The following is a 19,847-nucleotide window of genomic DNA, read 5'->3' on the forward strand; positions in this document are numbered from 1 at the left end:
TTTTATTCTATTCGTTCTTATTACAACAACATTTCTCTTCGCATGGCGACCACAGGAAATGGAAGTAAAGGTATATCTCTCATCTGAAACTGATTATCAGACATTGTATAATCTCAAACTGAACGGAGATGTCTATTCAGGATTCGCGAGAATATTTGTTACTCCAGATGAATTTGAAGAACTTAAAGAAACCAATTTGTCATATGAAATAATTACTCAAGATCTGGAAGCTCATTCAGAGCAGATCAAAGAATTAAGAACAGACTGGCTCTGGTATGATGATATTATTGCTTTGATGGATAGCTGTGCAGCAGCATTTCCTTTTATTTGTAGGAAAGAATATATCGGAGAAACGGTTGAAGGACGAGAAATTTCCGCATGTGTTATCAGTGATAATGTCTCATTGGAAGAAAATGAACCGGAGATCATGTTTGATGGGGGAATACACGGAGATGAACTCTGCGCTGCAGAAAACGTTGCACGAATGATCAGGTACCTTTGTGTGAATTATGGCTCGAATACACAGGTTACAAATATTGTCAATAATACTGAAGTGTGGCTTTATCCGATGGTCAATCCTGATGGACGATATCATGTTGTGAGATACAATGCAAATGGTGTTGATCTTAACAGAGATTGGGGTTACATGTGGGATGCATGGGGAGGAAGTCCTGGTCCTTATTCACAAACTGAAACCAAAGCGCTCAGAAGTTGTATGTATAATCATCAATTTGTTGTTCATACGACGTATCATAGTGGAACTGAATTTATTTCACATCCCTGGAGTTATCGTTCAAACCTATGTCCTGATCATCCACATATAAATCAGCTTGCAGGTATTTACTCAACGAGTTCGGGATATGCAAACCTCGATTACGGACCAGGTTGTACTGGCATGTACCCGATCAATGGTAGTTCAAAGGATACAAATTACGGTGTAATGGGTTCAATAAGCTGGTCAATGGAGATTTCATATCAAAAGCAACCTCCGACTTCACAAATAGTCTATTACTGGAATCTCAATCTCCCCGCAATGCTTACTATGATGGAGTACTGCAATTACGGACTCAATGGACTTGTTACCGATGCAGTATCTGGTGATCCTGTATCAGCTCTTATCTGGGTAAACAACTTCATGCCTACTTATACAGATCCTCAAGTCGGCGATTTTCATAAGTATGTACTCAATGGAAATTATACTGTCACAGTTACTGCCAATGGATATGAAAGCCAGACGATGAATAATGTCACTGTTACAGCAATGAATGCTACAACAATTGATTTTCAATTGCAGCCATCAGATGACGATGCTTTTTACGGATACAAATTCGCCGCAAGCCAGATCCCTGACAATAATACAGGTGACGAAGGAAATACACCCGCATGCCTAGGCCAACCAGATAATATAAATTATTCGATAGGTAAAAATGGTTGGTGTATTATTGATATGCAGTACCCGATCGTAGATGGACCATATAATGATTTTACTGTATATGAAGGTGATGCATCACCAGAAGGATATGATTGTTATGTTGCAAACTCGATCGATGGACCGTTTTGTATCGTCGGTTCTGGAATTGGTACAACAGAATTTGACCTAGGTGATTCTGATATCTCGGAAGCTCAGTTTATAAAAATCGTTGATGATGGTGATGGCACGGCAACGGCAAATGATGCCGGTTTTGATCTTGATGCGATTTCTACCGAATTCATTCAGGGAGCAAATCTTGTAATTGATGATTATTATGTTGATGATTCTGCAATTGGAAATGGAGACGGTATTCTCGATCCGGGTGAACAAGCAATTCTCAATATTATTGTAAGAAATAATGGAACAGAAACCGCACAGGATATCCTCTCAATATTGAGTTGTACTGATCTTTACGTTTCTGTTAATGGTGACCTGGAACCATTTTCTAATATCGAACCGGGTGAAATGGACACCTCATCTGTATCAATTGCAGCTTTAGCATCGACACCGGATGGACATCCTGCTTATTTCTCTCTGGATCTGCACTGTAACAGTAATGCATTTTCCGGAATGTATGATATTATCCTTCATGTCGGTTCAGTACCATGCGAAGATTTTGAAACTGGTGATTTTAGCGCATTTGACTGGCAGATGGGTGGTAGCATGGACTGGACCATCGATACTATCAATCCATACCAGGGTTCATATTGTGCAAGATCTGGAGCAATAGGACATAATACAACGACTGAGATGTCTGTTACACTTGATGTAAGCAGCGGACAGATTTCATTCTATAGAAAAGTTTCTTCTGAGAATACCTATGATTTTCTTCAATTCTATATTGATGGTGCAATGCAGGGACAATGGTCAGGAGAGATGAACTGGTCTCAGGAAGTGTACCCCGTTAATGCTGGAACTCACACTTTTAAATGGGTGTATGACAAAGATTATAATACGATAGGGGGTCAGGATCGGGCATGGGTCGATTGTATCTGTTTTCCTGCAACATCACCCGATTATCCTATTTTCTATTTAGCACCAACATATATTGATTTTGGACAGGTGTATATCGGTTCAGATTCAACAGCTCATTTCACCGTGCAGAATGTTGGCGGGGGAACACTCCAGGGTTCGATAAGTACACCTGTCGGATTTAGTGTCATGGAATCAGGTGGGAGTAATCCTGGAACCACCCTTGATTATAACCTGGCTGAAGGTCAATCACAGGAATACGACCTTATCTTTTGCCCAGCACTTGTTCAATCCTATGAAGATAGTGTGCAGGTTACGATTCTACCGTTCCAGTTTGAATATATTCATGTCTGCGGCAACGGCATTATTCAAACCGGAGTGCCGAATAATGATAATTATGCTGAAACAAAGCTGCTCGGTAATTTTCCAAATCCAGTTGGAAGATCGACGGTTATTTCCTATCAACTTAAAGGTAGCGCTCAAATTCAGGATGTCATGATCGATGTTTACAATATTCATGGTGACTATGTTATGACGGTAAAAGGAAATGCTGGAAAAGCAATTCTGGATTGTTCAGAAATTGGCAGCGGTGTATATTTTTATAAATTAAAACATGACAATACAGTGCAAATCAGAAAGATGGTTATCATCAAATAACTAAGAAATGAGGTAAGATGAAATTATCTACTCGTGCTATAGAAATTCAGGCATCACCTATACGAAAGCTAACACCTTTTGCCGATGATGCAAAAAAGAAGGGCGTTCATGTATATCATCTCAATATCGGGCAACCTGATATTGAAACACCCAGAGAAATCTTGGATGTGTATAATCATTTTGATGGAAAGGTACTTTCGTATGGTCCTTCACAGGGGTTGTTGAGTTATAGGCAGAGTCTTGTGCGCTATTATAATAAGCATCACATTCCTATCAGTATTAAGGATCTGATCGTGACAACTGCCGGCTCTGAGGCTATTATCTTTGCTCTGCTTGCAACCTGTAATGTCGGAGATGAAGTGATCATACCTGAACCATTTTACACAAATTATAACGGATTTGGGACTATTGCAGGAGTAACCATTAAACCTCTTACAACCTATGCTGAAGACGGTTTTTCACTCCCTCCAGATGAAAAAATAATCGAGTGCATAACAGAAAAAACAAAAGCAATTCTCTTCAGTAATCCAGGTAATCCAACCGGTGCTGTTTATTTGAAAAATGATCTTGAACGATTAGCGAAGATAGCACTCAAATATGATCTCTATCTCATATCTGATGAAGTGTATAGAGAATTCATATATGACGGTCTTTCTCATACAAGTATTCTACACATTAATGGGATCGAGGATCGGGCAATAATGGTAGACAGCATTTCCAAGCGATATAGCGCATGTGGTGCAAGAATTGGATGTATTATATCAAGAAATAATGCTTTAATGGAATCTATCCTGAAATTCGCACAAGCACGTCTTTGTCCACCTACAATAGACCAGTTAGCAGCACAGGCTGCAGTTGATATTGAGGATGCTTATTTTATCGATGTTCTCAAAGAATATGATAAAAGACGAAATATTGTTTATAATGAAGTACATAAGATCGAAGGTATCGTGTGTGTGAAACCGCAAGGGGCGTTCTATATGATCGTGAAGCTGCCTATCGAAGATGCTGAAGATTTTGCTCAGTGGATGCTCGAGGAGTTTTCTGATAATAATGAAACCGTTATGTTTGCCCCGGCAAAAGGATTTTATGCAACTCCCAAAATGGGAAGAGATGAAGTTCGCCTTGCATATATCCTCAATGAAGATGACCTGAAATGTGCGATGCATTTGTTCCGAAAAGGTCTTAAGGAATATATAGAAAAACATTAATGATCGGAGTTTTTAAATGAAAAATATAGTGTTGATTAGCATATTTTTATTCGTGAGTACAACGTTAGTTGGAGAAGTAATTGATCTATCTCCTGCTGAGACATCTGTAGATGTTATTCAGTTTGATGAGTCAAAGGTTACACTCCATGTTTCTCTTGATGAATTTGAACGCACTCATCAGAACAAAGAGGGGTATTCATTTGATAATCTCTTTGTAGATTCATGGAGTAGATTGCGGAAAGAGGGATACCCGGCATTACCTTCAATTCGCAAAATGGTGATGGTTTCCCAAAATGGCAGTATTGATGCTGAAATAACATCAGTAAAATCAACAATCATTTCTAATATTCACCCCTATCCTGCTCAACCTTCAGCAGTTGATAATGATGCATTTGCGACTCCTCCTTTTACCTATAATGAAGATTTCTATAATTCTAAAGAAACCTACCCGCAAACTGTTTATTCTATATCAGATATTCAAACCATTCGAGGACTTAGTTTTGTATATGTTACGATCACACCGTTCCAATTCAATGCATCTAATAAATCTCTCCAGGTTATTGAAGAGCTGGATATAACTTTATCCGTTAACGGAACATTTGATATTGATGATAGATTGTTCTCACCATATCTCAGCTCGATCGTTATGAATAACGCGGTAAATCCTATCTACGAAGCCCCTGAACAGACTGTTTCAAAAGATGTTGATGGTGCTGATCTTATTATTGTTACAACATATGATTTCATGGATGCTGCTGAGACGTTGAAGGAATGGAAATCACAGAAGGGATTTTATACTGATATAGCATATCTGGAAGATATTGGTTCGACTGCTCAATATATTTATACATATCTCTTTTTGGCGTATGAGATTTGGACATTACCTCCATCATTTGCCCTATTCTTAGGAGATGCGGATATTGTTCCAACTAATTATGTGCAGGATCAGCTTTCAGGTGGATATCTTGGTACAGATCGCCCTTATGCATGCATGGATGGTGACTTTCATCCTGATATGGCATATGGGCGAATCTCTGTCGATGATGAACAGCAGGCTTTTGTTGTCATTAACAAAATAATTGAATATGAAAAAAATCCTCCGGCACTCTCTTCATTTTACGAGAATACCACTCATGCTGGTTATTTCCAGGATGATGAATATGATGGGTATGAGACTAGACGCTTCATCAAAACATCTGAGGAAATGCGCGATTTTTTTCTAGTGGAAAATTATGATGCGAAGCGAATCTATGTTACAGAAGGTGGTGTTAATCCTACGAACTATAATAATGGATACTATGCGAACGGTGGACCTATTCCATCAGAATTACTCAGAGCCAATGGCTTCTTGTGGAACGGGAATGAAACTGACATTACCAATGCGATAAATACCGGAACTTTCCTACTTACACATCGTGACCATGGTTATACTGCCGGCTGGGGAGATCCTGCGTATAATATCGGCAGTATTGGTCAACTCACCAATAACGAACTCCTCCCGATGGTTTTTAGTATTAATTGCCAGACCGGTTGGTTTGATAGTGAAACTGATAATGATCCAGGTACGTTTGAGTGTTTCACTGAAATGTTCCTGCGAAAAGAGGATGGAGGAGCAGTAAGTACAGTTGGTGCTTGCAGAAATTCTCTGAGTGGTTATAATGACTTTCTTGCATTGGGTATGATCGATGGAATGTGGGATAATTTCTTTCCGGATTTTGGCTTTGAAACCGGCGGTTACCTGGGAAATGTTCTCTATCATGGTCTGCTGGCAATGGAACAAATTTGGGGAGGTTATTCAACAGAATATCAATTTAATATCTTCCATGTTATTGGAGATCCAACGTTGCAGGTCTGGCGGGAAGAACCTCTTGAAATAACTGCTACACACGATAATGGTTTTACGTTTGATATAACCTCTATTCCCATTCTTACAAATATCAGTGAGGGTATTGCTTCTCTTGTTGTGGACGGTGAATTGATCGGTAAGGTTGAATTTGATTCTCCAATTTTCGACCTGTACCTTTCAGAATCCCTCTCAGAACCTCAAACAGGTGTCATTACAATTTCGGCAAGAGATCATAAGCCATATCTTGGTACAGTGACTTTCATTCCGCCAAATGGAAGCTATGTTATTATAGACAGCTTTTCTGTATCAGATGTTAACGGTAATAATGATGGTGAGTGGGATGCAGGTGAAGAAATCGTTCTTACGTATGTTTTAACAAACGTAGGAAATGAAGATGTTGATACTGTCTATGTACAGATCGAAGCTGATGATGTTTTCCTTCAAATAAACCAACCATCCGGCACAATTACGGGTTTACAGCCCGATGAATCGATCCAATTCAGTACAAGTGCATTCATCTCAATGGACTGCGAACACAACCAGAGGATAATACTTGAAGCAACTGTTGATAATGATGGCTCTGAATTTATTGATTCACAGGATCTATATGTTATTAAGCTTCCAAAGATGGCAATTCCAGTCGATTCAGTGTATTATGAAGTATCTGGAAATGTTGTAGAAAGCATTCCTTTCGAGATACAAAATATCGGCGCAGACACGCTTTACTGTAACCTGGTCAATCATTCACATCAATGTGCTAATATTGTAGAAACTAATGCTTACTTGACTATTCCACACGTGAGTGAATTTGAAAATTTAAATGAATTCACTGTCATGATGTGGCTAAAGCTCGATCAAATTACTCAACCAGGATTCATTTTGAATAAGGGAGTTATTAATGGCGATCTGAGTTTCACGGTCTCAATGACGAACAGCTCTACACTCCTTTATAAGTTCAGAGATGCTTCCGGTGCTGATCTACAGAAGATTGTGACCATAGATGTAAATACAAGCGATTGGTTCCATCTTGCTATTACGGTAGATAGTTCATCAATTACCTCATACATCAATGGTGAACTTCTGTCATCAGATAGTTTTTCTTCACCAATATATTCTACAGTTTCAGATATCCTTGTTGGTTCATATGTAAATTCTGTTTATGAGTTTGAAGGATATTTAGATGAACTGGCGCTCTATACTTCAGCTCTTTCACAAACTGATATACAAGACAGATATTGTTCAACGATTAGAGAAAATTTTCCTAATCTCCTCAGTTACTATAGATTTGATAACGAAACTCAATTAACGGATTATACGGGGTACAACGACCTTGTTCAGCAGGGTACTGTAACCTTTGATTCTGCGGGTGCACCAATATATACATGGTTTGGATTTGGCTGCTCAGAACTCGTTATCGAGCCGTATCAAACTGAGTTTGTCGATATTACATTCAATACTTTTGGTTACAACCCACAACTGCATTCTTCGTATGTTGAGATAGTCTCTAATGCAGATAACCTGAATGATCTGATGATCCCCATCGAGCTTCTCTATGAGCCATACGGTATTGATGATCCGAGTTCGAATAACACCTTTACTCTATCTTATTCAAATCCCTTTACTCCATCAGACCAAATACACTTCAGTATAAAGACAGCACAGCATGTTTCTCTTGATATTTATAACCTTAAAGGGCAGTTCGTAAAAAATCTTATCGACGAGATGCTTGTTCCTCAACAATATTCATACCAGTGGGATGGAAGGGATGCTGTCGGTAAAACAGTTGTGAGTGGTGTGTACTTCATTCGCATACAGACGGAAGATCAATCTCGAATAAAGAAGTTTGTTTTTCTAAGATAGTACTGGAGGGGAATGGACAAGAGAAAAAGCAGGATCATAGTACTAATATGTAGTATCGGTTTAATTTTTCCGCTTTTTTTACTTGCCATAGAAAATGCTACATTGATCGATTCTCTTATCATATCAGGGAAGATGCATATGAACAGAGGAAGGTCCGACTATGCAGTGTACCTTCTTATGAATGCATTACAAAGAGCAAGGGATGCAGGGGAAAGAGAACGGCTGAGGGAATCGATGCAACTTCTTGCACAAGCACATGAGAACCTCGGGGATTATAAAACTGCCAATATCTACCTGAAAAAAATGCAGCGTATTCAGGACAGTTTATTTGTTTTTCAGCTAGAAAAAGCAGGTTATATCAAAAGTGACTCAGTTCTTACTCTGTCCCATCATGAATATATCGGGAAGCTCGAATCATCCAAAAAGCGTCAATTCTATGTGTTCTTCATAATTTTAATCATGATCTTATTCGCTTCAACGCTCATTATCGTGTACAATTATCAGCACACAAAAAAGCGGATGCAAAAGATCATTGATACTAAAACGAATGATCTGAAAGAAGCAAATACGAGATTGGAAAAGGAAATTATTGAAAAAACAGAAAGCGAAGAGAAGTTCAGAACAATTTTTGAGCACGCTCCAGTAATGATCGATGCTTTTGATGATATGGGTAAATGTTTGCTCTGGAACAGAGAATGTGAAAGACAACTTGGATGGTCTGAGGAAGAAATTATCAGTGTGAAAGATCCTCTCAATATACTATATCCAGATCGAAAAATCAGAGAAAAAGTCTTCCAATGGATAGTAAATGCAGATGGTACCGTTCATGAAGATACTGTAACAGCAAAAGATGGTTCACGCAAGGTACAATGCTGGTCTAACTATAAATTATCTCCTGGTTTTTATCTTTGTGTTGGATTTGATATAACCGAGAGAAAGACTAATGAAGAAGCGCTCATGAGTAGCAAAGAACGGTACAAGCAACTCATGAATAATTCACCCTCCTTGATCCTTGAATTCGATGTGAACAACCATTCCATAATTAGTTGCAATCCTGCTATGGCTGATAGTCTGGGTAGTACCGTTAACGATATTATTGGTAATGATATACGAGCCTTCCTGCCTGATGCTATTTTTAGAAGTCGATACAAAGTTGCGATGGAAGCGCTGAAAGAGAATAAAGTAGTTGTTTCGGAAGATAGTAATAAAGGAAGATATTTCTATAATACTGTTATACCTGTAGTATCTGGTGAGAGAAAAACACTGCAGATAATTTCATATGATATAACTGAACGAAAGAAAATAGAAATGGAACTCAAAGAGAGGGAAGCTTTCCTTCAATCATTGATCTATAATATTCCTCTTGACTTTTATACTAGAGATAAAGAAGGTAAGGTTATAATGCAGAGTGCTAAATCCATTCAGAAATGGGGTGATCTGAGGGGATTGACCATCAATGACCTGGATATTAAAGATTCTTTGAAGAAGTTATGGAGAGAAGCAGTTAGATCAGCACTTTCCGGAAATGAAGTTGAAGAAGAATATACAGTATCAAAAAAAGATGCAACTCATTATTTCAAAATGTACGTTTCTCCTATTATAAGGGGAGACGAGATAACAGGTATCCTTGGAGTAGATATTGATATAACTGAAGAACGGGAAAATGAGAAAAAATTAATTCAGTTGAAAGATAATCTGGAAAGCGTGGTGGACGAGGAGATTAAAAAGAGAAAAGACCAGCAGGAACTCCTTATTCAGAAATCGAAGCTTGAATCCCTAGGTCAGCTCGCAGCAGGGATTGCACATGAAATTAATCAACCAATAGGACTGATAGCTCTTGGATTGGACAATGTTCTTGAAAAACTTGGGAATGATAAAACAATTTCTGTTACTTACCTTAAAGATAAGATCGAGAATTTCTTTAAATATATTGATCGAATTAGACAAATAATTGATCATATTGGAACATTCTCCCGCGATCAAAAGGATATTATTTTTGATGAGTTAAATATTAACACGATCATTGAGCAAGCTCTGACTATGATTAAGCATCAATATAAAGATCATAATATCACTTTTAATGTAAAACTCGATAAAAATATACCAATTATTCTGGGTAAGGCCTTTAAAGTTGAACAGGTCATCCTAAACCTCCTTTCAAACTCTTTTGATGCACTTGAAGCTCGTAGTCAACGTGAAACTGGATTTCAGAAAAACATTACAATCAAAACATTTAAAAAAAGAAAAACGGTTGTTGCAGAATTCACAGATAACGGGGTTGGGATTCCGAAAAACGATATTGAAAGTATTTTTGATCCTTTCTATACAACAAAAGGGCCTGATAAGGGTACGGGACTCGGTTTATCTATATCATACGGAATTTTGGAAGAGATGAACGCAACAATATCAGTTGATAGTATTCTCAATGAATTTACGACTTTCACAATAGAATTTCAAGCTAACTAAAGATAGACTGTATTATTTTAACATCGCCTGACCGATATCGGACAATCCACGAATAATCACCGTAATTAACTGCCTTAAAGCTAATTCCATACAATTCGCCAGAAAAATATTAAAAATAATTGACCGATATCGAACACTAAATATATTGGTAAAAAACATAAATATTTTGTAACTGACAGTTGATAGGCCGGTTAACGATATTGGCACGGTATTTGCTAATATAAGGAGAAAAGAGCTTGTCATATGAATATACTGATTGCAAATTTCGATCATGAGAAAACTAGAGAGCTGAATGAATATTTCAGTTCTCACAGGCACATGGTATATTCGGTAGATAACGATCTGGAAGCAGTTCAGGTATTAAATAATACAAAAGTGGAGCAGGTTTTGATCAATATTAACAAGATATTGAATTTTGGATTGATAAACTATATTAATAATCATTATTCAGATATTGTGATTGTTATTGTAACAAACAATTGTGTTGAGCAGGCAATTTCAATAATCAAGAACTGCACTTACGATATAATCCATGAACCCCTCACATTATCTGCCCTAAGGCAAAAACTCCTAGTATAAAGCTATGATTGAATCACATATGCATTATTATGTTGGCTCGACTTATCACATCTTGAGGAGGAAGCACGAGGAGAAAGGGATACTTTCTCAATGGAAGAATTAAAAATCCTCATTCTGGATGATGAAATGGGATATCGTGAGGGGATAGAGGAATATTTATTAACCCAGGGCTTCACTGTATTCAATGCAGAGAAGCCCTCGGAGGGATTTAAAGTTTTAAAAGAACATCCATGTGATATTGTCATTCTTGATATTAAACTTCCTGAAATGAATGGAATCCATGTACTCAAGAAGATAAAAAAATTATATCCTGAGACAGAAATCATTATGATAACCGCTCATGGAGACATGGATAGTGTTATCGAGTCGCTGAGGAATGGTGCAACAGATTTTTTCACCAAACCTTTTAGACTGCTTAACCTGAAAACCGCAATAGAACGCACGAAGAGATATATCAGTCTTCAAAACCGAGTTTCAGATCTCAAAGCGCAATATAATAATCTTGTACATCAAATTCAGAAAGCGGATGGTACAATGATTGTAGGTAAAAGTAAATCTATGACTGAGATCCTGAACCTCATGAAAAAAGTTGCGAGTACGGATAACACTACAATCCTCGTAACCGGAGAAAGCGGAACAGGAAAGGAAGTCGTTGCTAGAGGTATTCATACGCTCAGTTCAAGAAAAGATCATACTTTTCTCGATATCAACTGCAGCTCGATCCCTGACAATTTGTTTGAAAGCGAATTTTTCGGTCATAAAAAAGGAGCATTTACCGGTGCAATCGAAAACAAGCCCGGCTACTTTGAAGTTGCAAATCAAGGGACAATTTTTTTAGATGAAATCTGCGATATGCCCAATCATATGCAGACTAAACTTCTTAGAGTACTGGAGGGAAATGTTTTTAGAAGGGTTGGGAGTAATAGGGATATTAAATTCGATGTGAGGGTTATCTCAGCCACCAACAAAGACATTGATCAATATGTAAAAAACAATGATTTCAGAGAAGACCTCTTATATAGATTGAATACATTTCGAATCCATATTCCTCCTCTTCGTGATCGTAAAGATGATATAAAACCATTGCTGAATCATTTTGTGAAAATCCTCTCAAAGAAATTAAAGAAACCAATAAACAAAGTCAGTAATCGAATTTATGATTACTTATATGATTATGATTTTCCTGGAAATGTAAGGGAACTGAGGAATATGGTTGAAAGAGCACTGATCATCTGTGACAATTCAGTTCTCAGGCTTGAGCACTTTGCTCATATTATTGAAAAACCTAATGCAAAATATGACAGCTCACTTAGTTTATCTATTCTTGAAGATCAGGAAAAAGAAATGATCTTAAAAGCATTAGACAAATCGGGCAACAATAAAACTAATGCAGCAAAATTGCTTGAGATTTCACGATCTGCACTTAATAGAAAAATAGAAAAATATAAACTACAGGAGAAGTTATGAATAAGATCTTATTAGCCGCAGTAATTATTTCGATCATTATCGTCTTTGGTTTTGTTATTGGCTTCTTTCATAAAAGAAAGGTAGATTTGAATATATAGTAATATAGATAGAATCAGCCGAAATACTTATCATTATTGATATTTCTTGACAATTCATAATTCATAATTTTCTAAAACAAAAATATGCTGGAGGTTTAGATGAAAAATAAATTTTTTGTTTTCATTTTAATCTTACTCATGGCAATACCATTATGTGCACAATCAATAATCTGGCAAGAGAATTTTAATACTAATCCCGGAACTTGGGGACTGGATTCAAACTGGAGCATTCAAAGTGGTGCCTTAGTATTTGTATGGTCACCTACAGTTGCTCCCTATGATCTTAGTGCAACATCACCATTTATCAATTTACCGTTAAATGTGGGGGATCTAACCGTTTCACAGTATATTGACGAGTATTCGACCAATGCAGGAGAGGTTACAAACATCGAATTAATTCTACCAGGTAGTACTGAGATACTTTGGAGTTTCGATTTAGTCGGTAATGACTGGGGTTATCCTGGCGGCAAAGACATTAGTTTTTCATTATACCCTTATGCAGGTCAGCAGGTTCAACTCAGATTTAGAAGCTATGGGGGAAGTACATTTAATTTAAATTTTTGGTACATTTATAATATTGCTATCAATGCTTCTCTCGACCATGATCTTGCAGCAACAAACATTTCCGGCAATAACATTCTTAATGTCGGACAGCAAGGATTATGGAATGTGACAGTCAAAAACACCGGGCTTAATACTGAATCCAATTATGAAGTAAATCTCATGCGGGAGCCGGGCATCGTACTCGGTACTACTATAGCATCTGCACCTCTTGCTCCTGATCAGGAAGTAGTCTATCCATTCAATTGGACGCCGGATATAAGTGAAGTGGTGAATCTATATGGTCGGGTTACTTTATCTGGTGATGAGTTCATGGATAATAATATGACGAATCCATTTCTGGTTAATATTTATCCTGATGATCCGTTTAATGTGCTTGTTTGGGATAATGACAACGCTTCGGATATAGATGGTATTGGTACACAGGTTTTCCTTGAAGAAGCCCTAAACGCCAATAATGTCACGTATGATACCTATACGTATTTACCTACCGACCTTTCGCCATTCGACGCCATTTTTGTAGCCCTCGGAATATATTGCCTTGGTTGAGGTGGAACGTCTCCAGGTTCCGTCGGAACCTCTGATCAATCGAGATTAATTGGATATCTTAATAGTGGAAACCCGATCTATGTTGAAGGCTCTGATGTGGGTTATTCTCATCAAGGAACAGCGTTTCTTTCGAGTTTAGGATGTTCATTCGTTGCTAATAACACGCAAAATGTCGGTACTATGACTGGTGTGTCAGGCACTGTTGGTGAAGATTTTGTTTTTCCGTTTACACCAAACGCTGATGCGAACTATTCTGTTGATGAAATCGGTTCACTTTTCAGGCATATTGCTTTCAATTCTGATGGCGGTTATTCTAGAACTATAGCATATAACGGATATAATTACAGTGCAATAACAACAGCACCAATTCTCGGCGGTATGGAAGATACTGAAAACAATACAAAAGCAGACCTTATAGAAAGATATCTCGGCTACTTGCTAAAAATTGATGGTGTTTTCAGAGGAGTTGTCACCGATACCTATACGAGTGATCCTATTCAAAACGCAACTGTGAACATTGGTATTTATTCAGGCACTACCAACCAATATGGATTATGCTCTATCGAAGTTCCTCCAGGCTCGTATGCAGTAAGTTGCACACATCCGAATTATGCTAATTTTCTCTATCCATCAGAAATTATCATAGAATATAATGATACATATTGGATGGAAATTGAAATGAATCCAAATGTTTCCATTGATGATAATGAATTTAAAGATCAAATTGCCCGTATTTATCCTAATCCGTGCACCTCACATTCTACTATCGAGTTCTATGTTAAAACTGCGGGAAATATTGATATTGCACTCTATAATATATTAGGACAAAGGGTTAGCACTATAATTCACGATTATTTAGAGCCAGGTTATCATGAAGTATCATTTGATAATACATTAGAAGAACGTTCAAAGCTTACATCCGGAATTTATTTCATGAAGTTGAGTTCTGATACTCATACCAGCGTTCAGAAATTGTTGATCGTAGAATAAAAAAAACATTTTATAAATAAGAAGCCAGTTCGTAATGTGAACTGGCTTTTATTTTTTAAAATTTGGTAGCCCCAAGGGGAATCGAACCCCTGTTACCGGAATGAGAATCCGGCGTCCTTACCCCTAGACGATGGGGCCACGGCGGAATTGTTTATTTTATAGTGTAAATTACTGTCAAGAATTTGAGAAAATGACACACTCCGTCTTCCGATTTCATCGGAATCCACCCTTTTCGGGAGGTGTGTAATATCTTAATTATAAACTAGGCAGGGAATATCAATCCAATCTCCCTTTTAGCACTTTCAGGTGAATCTGAAGCGTGAACAGCATTTTCAGTAAAGGAATCAGCAAAAAGAAAGCGAATTGTTCCAAGTGCTGCTTTTTCAGGATTTGTATTTCCAACTAATTCTCTTAGTTTTGCTATTGCATCTTCACGAGTAAGTACAGCGCCGACAATATCGCCGGAAAGCATGAATGATTTAAGTGTCTCAAAGAAACTTTTCCCAATATGTTCTGCATAAAATTTATCTGCTAATTCATTATTCATTCGGAACATCTTGAGTTTCTTGATATCGAATCCGTTATCTTCGATCATCTTTAAAATTCCACCAATTACATGTTTCTTCGTTGCATTTGGTTTAATAAGTAATAGAGTATCTTGTTTCATTGTACCTGACTTTCTGCTATTTTTAACGTGAAAAATAATTGCACAAAAATATACGCAAGAAAAATATTGGTTTTCTATAAAAAATCCCCATTCAATCTACAAAGAATGGAGTAGTATATCAAAAAGAAATGCGGAGTTGAAATGAATATTGAAAAACTAATACAAGGAAATAAAGACTTCATCAGGAAATTCAGTAAGGAAAAAGAATTATATCTGAAGTTAGCAACTAAGGGACAATCTCCAAAGGTATTATGGATAGGGTGCTCTGACTCGCGGGTTGTACCGGAGTTCATTGTAAATGCAAAAGCCGGAGAGCTGTTTGTTGTGCGAAACATTGCCAATATCGTTCCTCCGCAAAGTGCAAATGATAGGAATATGAGTACCATTCTCGAATATGCCATACTTCATTTAAAAGTTGAACATATTGTCATATGTGGTCACACATGCTGTGGGGGTATTACTTCCTTAGTAAAGGAAACATCCTCAGATTCCAATATATCTGCATGGCTTCGATATGCACGACCAGCGCTTTCATCAAAAAAAGATACATCCGAATCGATCAAAGAAACGATCGAAAATAATATCCTCTTGCAAGTTGAAAATCTTCTTTCATATGATCTCATACGTAAAAATCAAAAAAATATAAAGATCCATAAATGGCTCTATGACATACATACCGGAGCACTCTTACATCATGATGATAATATCAATTGCTGGAAATTTGATGCAGAATAATAAAAAATTAATCATACAAAATCTATAAAACATGTTAAAATTAATAAATCCTTTGAAAGTTGAGAAAATTCTTGACTTCAAAATTATGTGTAACGGGATAGCGATAAATTAAATCAATAATGACGGAGGAAAACTAAAAAAATGGCTGAAAAAAAAGGAATTGATACGCTCATGAGCAAAGGAAGAACCTTCCCTCCACCAGAGAGAATCAAGAAAAATGCCTACATCGATTCATTGAAAGAATACAAAGAAATGTGGGATAAATCTATCAATGATCCTGATGATTTCTGGCTGGAACAGGCAAAGTCACTCGACTGGTTTAAAAAGCCGACTGTGGGACTAAAATATACCTGGAAAACAAGAGAGCGAATTATCAAACATACCTGGTTCGAAGATGGTGAACTCAATGTAAGTTATAACTGTCTGGACAGGCATCTCGGCACACCAATTGCAAAAAAGACCGCAATACTCTGGCAGGGTGAAGCTGAAGACAAAGTCAAGAAGTTTACGTATGAAGAACTTCATCATGAAGTATGTAAATTTGCTAATGTTTTGAAATCAAAAGGAATCAAAAAAGGTGATCGTGTTGCGATCTATATGCCTATGGTACCTGAGCTTGCAATTACGATGCTGGCATGTACCAGGATCGGTGCGATCCATTCGATCATTTTTGGTGGCTTCAGTGCAGATGCTATCCGTGGCAGAGTTAATGACTCAGATTGCAGAATGCTCATCACCTCAAATGTATCGCTTCGTGCAGGAAAGCATATTCATCTTAAAGATATTTCAGATGAAGCTCTCAAAGAAACCCCAACAATTGAAAGCGTGATCGTTATCAAAGTGAATGACGAACCATGCCACATGGAAGAGGGCAGAGACTTCTGGTATCACGATGAAATGGCAAAAGTAGATGCAGTATGCGAACCGGAACACATGAATGCAGAAGATGAACTCTTCATTCTTTATACTTCAGGTTCAACAGGAAAACCAAAAGGAGTTGTGCACACAACTGGTGGTTATCTTCTTTATACTGCTTTAACACACAAACTTGTTTTCAATATTCATGATGATGATGTATATTGGTGTACGGCTGATATCGGCTGGGTGACAGGACATAGCTATATTGTTTATGGACCTCTTGCAAATGGTGCAACATCAATCATGTTTGAAGGTGTTCCTACCTATCCTGATGCTGGTCGTTTCTGGCAGATTTGTGATAAATTCGGCGTAACAGTTTTCTATACAGCACCCACAGCGATCAGAGCTCTTATGAGACTTGGTGATGAATGGCCTGCTAAGTATAAACTCAATACGATGAGAATTCTTGGTACTGTTGGTGAGCCCATCAATCCAGAAGCATGGATGTGGTATTACGAAAAAATTGGACATGGAAACTGCCCAATTGTTGATACCTGGTGGCAGACGGAAACAGGCGGCTTTATGATCACACCTCTTCCTGGGGCATTTACACTCAAACCGGGTAGTGCATCCAAACCTTTCTTTGGTGTCGAACCCGCAGTTCTTCGTGATGATGGCACTCCTTGTGATGTCAACGAAGGTGGAAAACTCTGCATCCGCAAACCGTGGCCCGCTATGATGAGAACAATGTGGGGAGATCACGAACGTTTCGTAGATACATACTTCTCCATGTATAATGACATCTATTTCGCAGGTGATGGCTGCCGTATCGATGAAGATGGTGACTATTGGTTACTTGGCAGAATCGATGATGTTGTGAATGTTTCAGGTCATAGGATTGGAACAGCTGAAGTTGAAAGTGCACTTGTCAGTCATCCTGCAGTTGCAGAAGCGGCGGTGACTCCGATTCCCCATGAGATCAAAGGACAGGGGCTCTATGCGTTTGTCACTCTTGTTGGTGGAGTTGAGCCAACCGATGAATTGAGAAAAGAACTCATAAAGCATGTACGTTCTGAAATAGGACCTATAGCTGCTCCCGAAGCTATCCAATGGGCACCAGCACTTCCTAAGACACGTTCAGGTAAGATTATGCGACGTATTCTTCGAAAGATTGCTGAAAAGAGTACTGACAATCTTGGTGATGTTACAACGCTTGCAGATCCAAGTGTTGTTGAGAAACTTATCGAAGAACGCAAATTGATCGACTAATTGATCAAATAATATATCAATCAAGCCGGATTTGCTCACTCAGCCTATCCGGCTTTTATTCATAAAAATGCGAACCAGGAAATACACAAAAAAAGTAAAAATAAGATTAAAACATTCATGAAAATGTTTTTTATAAAAATCCTATTAGTGTCTTTTGTGCTTTTCGTGGTCATAAGTAAAAGCAGGAGAAAAAATGGCTGAAAAGAAAATTATGAATAGATGGCTGGCAGTTGTCGGCGCTATCATTATACAACTTTGTCTCGGTGCGATCTATGCATGGTCGGTTTTCACAAAACCACTTGTTGATGCAGGTTGGACAAAAACACAAACCCAGGCAGTCTTTGCTGCAGGTCTTGCTCTTTTTGCTATTGTCATGGTTATTGCTGGTCGCCTTATGCCGAAATGGGGTCCTCGCAAACTTGCAATTTCAGGAGGAATCGTTCTCGGTCTCGGATATTTCCTGGCAGGTCTTGTTGGAGGAACTAACTTCTGGTTGGTATTCCTCTTTGTCGGCATTATCGGTGGATCGGGTATCGGATTGGCATATGTTGTTCCTATTGCAGTTGGCATGAGATGGTTCCCCGATAAGAAAGGATTGATCACTGGTCTTGCTGTTGCAGGATTCGGTTTTGGTGCATTACTCTGGGTTAAACTTGCTGGCACATGGGGAAATCTTATTGCGGTATATGGTTTGAGTAAAACATTCTCAATATACGGCATTGTATTTTTCCTGGCTGTTTTGGTTGGAAGTATCTGGATGAGTTTTCCTCCTAAAGATTGGAAACCAGAAGGTTGGATACCTACTGAAGCAGATAAGAAAATTGATGATCTGAAGTATCAGCTCAAAAGTGGACAGATGCTCAAAACTTCACAGTTCTACATGATATGGTTAACCTTTGTCTTTGGAGCAGGTGCCGGATTAATGGTAATTGGTAATATTAAGCTTTTTGGTATTGAAGAACTTGTTAAAGCAGGCCTATCGGAAATATCGGCAAGTGCTATAGCCGGTACAGCAATGGCGGTTTTCTATGCTCTTGCAAACGGTCTTGGCAGAATTGTCTGGGGTGCATTGAGTGACAAACTGGGACGCAAGACATCGATAGTTATTATGATGCTCACGCAAGGTATATTCGTTATTATATTTCAGTGGATCGCAGGAATTCCTGCACTTCTCTATATCGGTGCAGCATTGATCGGATTCAACTTTGGTGGTAATTTCTCATTATTCCCAACAATTACTGCTGATACGTTCGGTACAAAATATATTGGACAAAATTATGGCTGGGTATTCCTTGCTTATGGAGTGGGTGGTATCTTTGGTCCGATCCTAGCTGGCAAACTTGGAGATATGGGTAACTTCCAGCTTGCATTCATTATCTGCGGTGTGCTCTGTATCATAGCAGCAGGAATTATTTCTCGTGTTAAACCTCCAAAACAAATAGCATAAGATACATTATACTAAAATGTAAAGGTGGAATAGTTAAATAGCTGTTTCACCTTTACTTTTAGGTAATTGACTAATTTCCGGACCAAGCTAAAAGATAGGCTTGGTTATGAAAGAAAAAGTAGAAAGAGCGATTCATGGTTTTTG

At 38.0% G+C, this 19,847-nt stretch carries 12 protein-coding genes, 1 tRNA gene and 1 pseudogene; 12 read left to right on the forward strand and 2 right to left on the reverse strand.

Annotated elements, in window-relative coordinates; all coding sequences use genetic code 11:
* Positions 1-58: 58 nt before the first annotated feature.
* From JW794_01300 to JW794_01340, 9 genes and pseudogenes are all read left to right on the forward strand, one after another.
* Positions 59-3,100 carry a T9SS type A sorting domain-containing protein gene (locus tag JW794_01300; protein MBN2016763.1) on the forward strand — a complete coding sequence of 1,014 codons (3,042 nt, stop codon included), beginning with the start codon at positions 59-61 and terminating at the stop codon, positions 3,098-3,100.
* Between the two features lie 17 nt (positions 3,101-3,117).
* Positions 3,118-4,311, forward strand: coding sequence for a pyridoxal phosphate-dependent aminotransferase (locus JW794_01305; GenBank protein MBN2016764.1), 1,194 nt, complete (start codon positions 3,118-3,120; stop codon positions 4,309-4,311).
* A 52-nt stretch (positions 4,312-4,363) separates the two neighbouring features.
* Positions 4,364-8,017 carry a T9SS type A sorting domain-containing protein gene (locus tag JW794_01310; GenBank protein ID MBN2016765.1) on the forward strand — a complete coding sequence of 1,218 codons (3,654 nt, stop codon included), beginning with the start codon at positions 4,364-4,366 and terminating at the stop codon, positions 8,015-8,017.
* Positions 8,018-8,029: 12 nt separating this feature from the next.
* The gene (locus JW794_01315; GenBank protein ID MBN2016766.1) at positions 8,030-10,483 is read left to right on the forward strand and encodes a PAS domain S-box protein; all 2,454 of its coding nucleotides are present in this window, start codon (positions 8,030-8,032) and stop codon (positions 10,481-10,483) included.
* Between the two features lie 243 nt (positions 10,484-10,726).
* Positions 10,727-11,062: a hypothetical protein gene (locus JW794_01320; protein ID MBN2016767.1), complete on the forward strand. Its 336-nt coding sequence runs from the start codon at positions 10,727-10,729 to the stop codon at positions 11,060-11,062.
* 90 nt (positions 11,063-11,152) lie between these two features.
* Entirely contained in the window at positions 11,153-12,529 is a 1,377-nt protein-coding gene (locus JW794_01325; protein ID MBN2016768.1) for a sigma-54-dependent Fis family transcriptional regulator, read from the forward strand.
* A 197-nt stretch (positions 12,530-12,726) separates the two neighbouring features.
* Positions 12,727-13,050 (forward strand): annotated as a pseudogene (locus JW794_01330) (hypothetical protein).
* Positions 13,051-13,350: 300 nt separating this feature from the next.
* On the forward strand, positions 13,351-13,737 hold the full coding sequence (locus JW794_01335) for a hypothetical protein (GenBank protein MBN2016769.1): 387 nt from the start codon (positions 13,351-13,353) through the stop codon (positions 13,735-13,737).
* A 180-nt stretch (positions 13,738-13,917) separates the two neighbouring features.
* Positions 13,918-14,727, forward strand: coding sequence for a T9SS type A sorting domain-containing protein (locus JW794_01340; protein ID MBN2016770.1), 810 nt, complete (start codon positions 13,918-13,920; stop codon positions 14,725-14,727).
* A gap of 63 nt (positions 14,728-14,790) precedes the next feature.
* On the opposite strand, the gene JW794_01345 is transcribed toward JW794_01340, so the two are convergent.
* Together JW794_01345 and ndk are read right to left on the reverse strand one after the other, a co-directional pair.
* Positions 14,791-14,865, reverse strand: a tRNA-Glu gene (locus JW794_01345).
* Positions 14,866-14,989: 124 nt separating this feature from the next.
* Positions 14,990-15,394, reverse strand: a complete 405-nt coding sequence (gene ndk / locus JW794_01350; protein ID MBN2016771.1) for a nucleoside-diphosphate kinase — start codon at positions 15,392-15,394, stop codon at positions 14,990-14,992.
* A gap of 141 nt (positions 15,395-15,535) precedes the next feature.
* Between ndk and JW794_01355 the strand changes: the two genes are divergently transcribed.
* The 3 genes from JW794_01355 (at position 15,536) to JW794_01365 (ending at position 19,703) form a co-directional block, all read left to right on the forward strand.
* A complete protein-coding gene (locus JW794_01355) occupies positions 15,536-16,129 on the forward strand; it encodes a hypothetical protein (GenBank protein MBN2016772.1) in 594 nt (197 codons plus the stop codon).
* Between the two features lie 141 nt (positions 16,130-16,270).
* On the forward strand, positions 16,271-18,256 hold the full coding sequence (gene acs, locus JW794_01360; GenBank protein MBN2016773.1) for an acetate--CoA ligase: 1,986 nt from the start codon (positions 16,271-16,273) through the stop codon (positions 18,254-18,256).
* A gap of 193 nt (positions 18,257-18,449) precedes the next feature.
* Positions 18,450-19,703: an OFA family MFS transporter gene (locus JW794_01365; GenBank protein ID MBN2016774.1), complete on the forward strand. Its 1,254-nt coding sequence runs from the start codon at positions 18,450-18,452 to the stop codon at positions 19,701-19,703.
* Positions 19,704-19,847 lie beyond the last annotated feature (144 nt).

It is taken from the genome of Candidatus Cloacimonadota bacterium (assembly GCA_016932035.1).
GTDB lineage: Bacteria > Cloacimonadota > Cloacimonadia > JGIOTU-2 > JGIOTU-2 > Celaenobacter.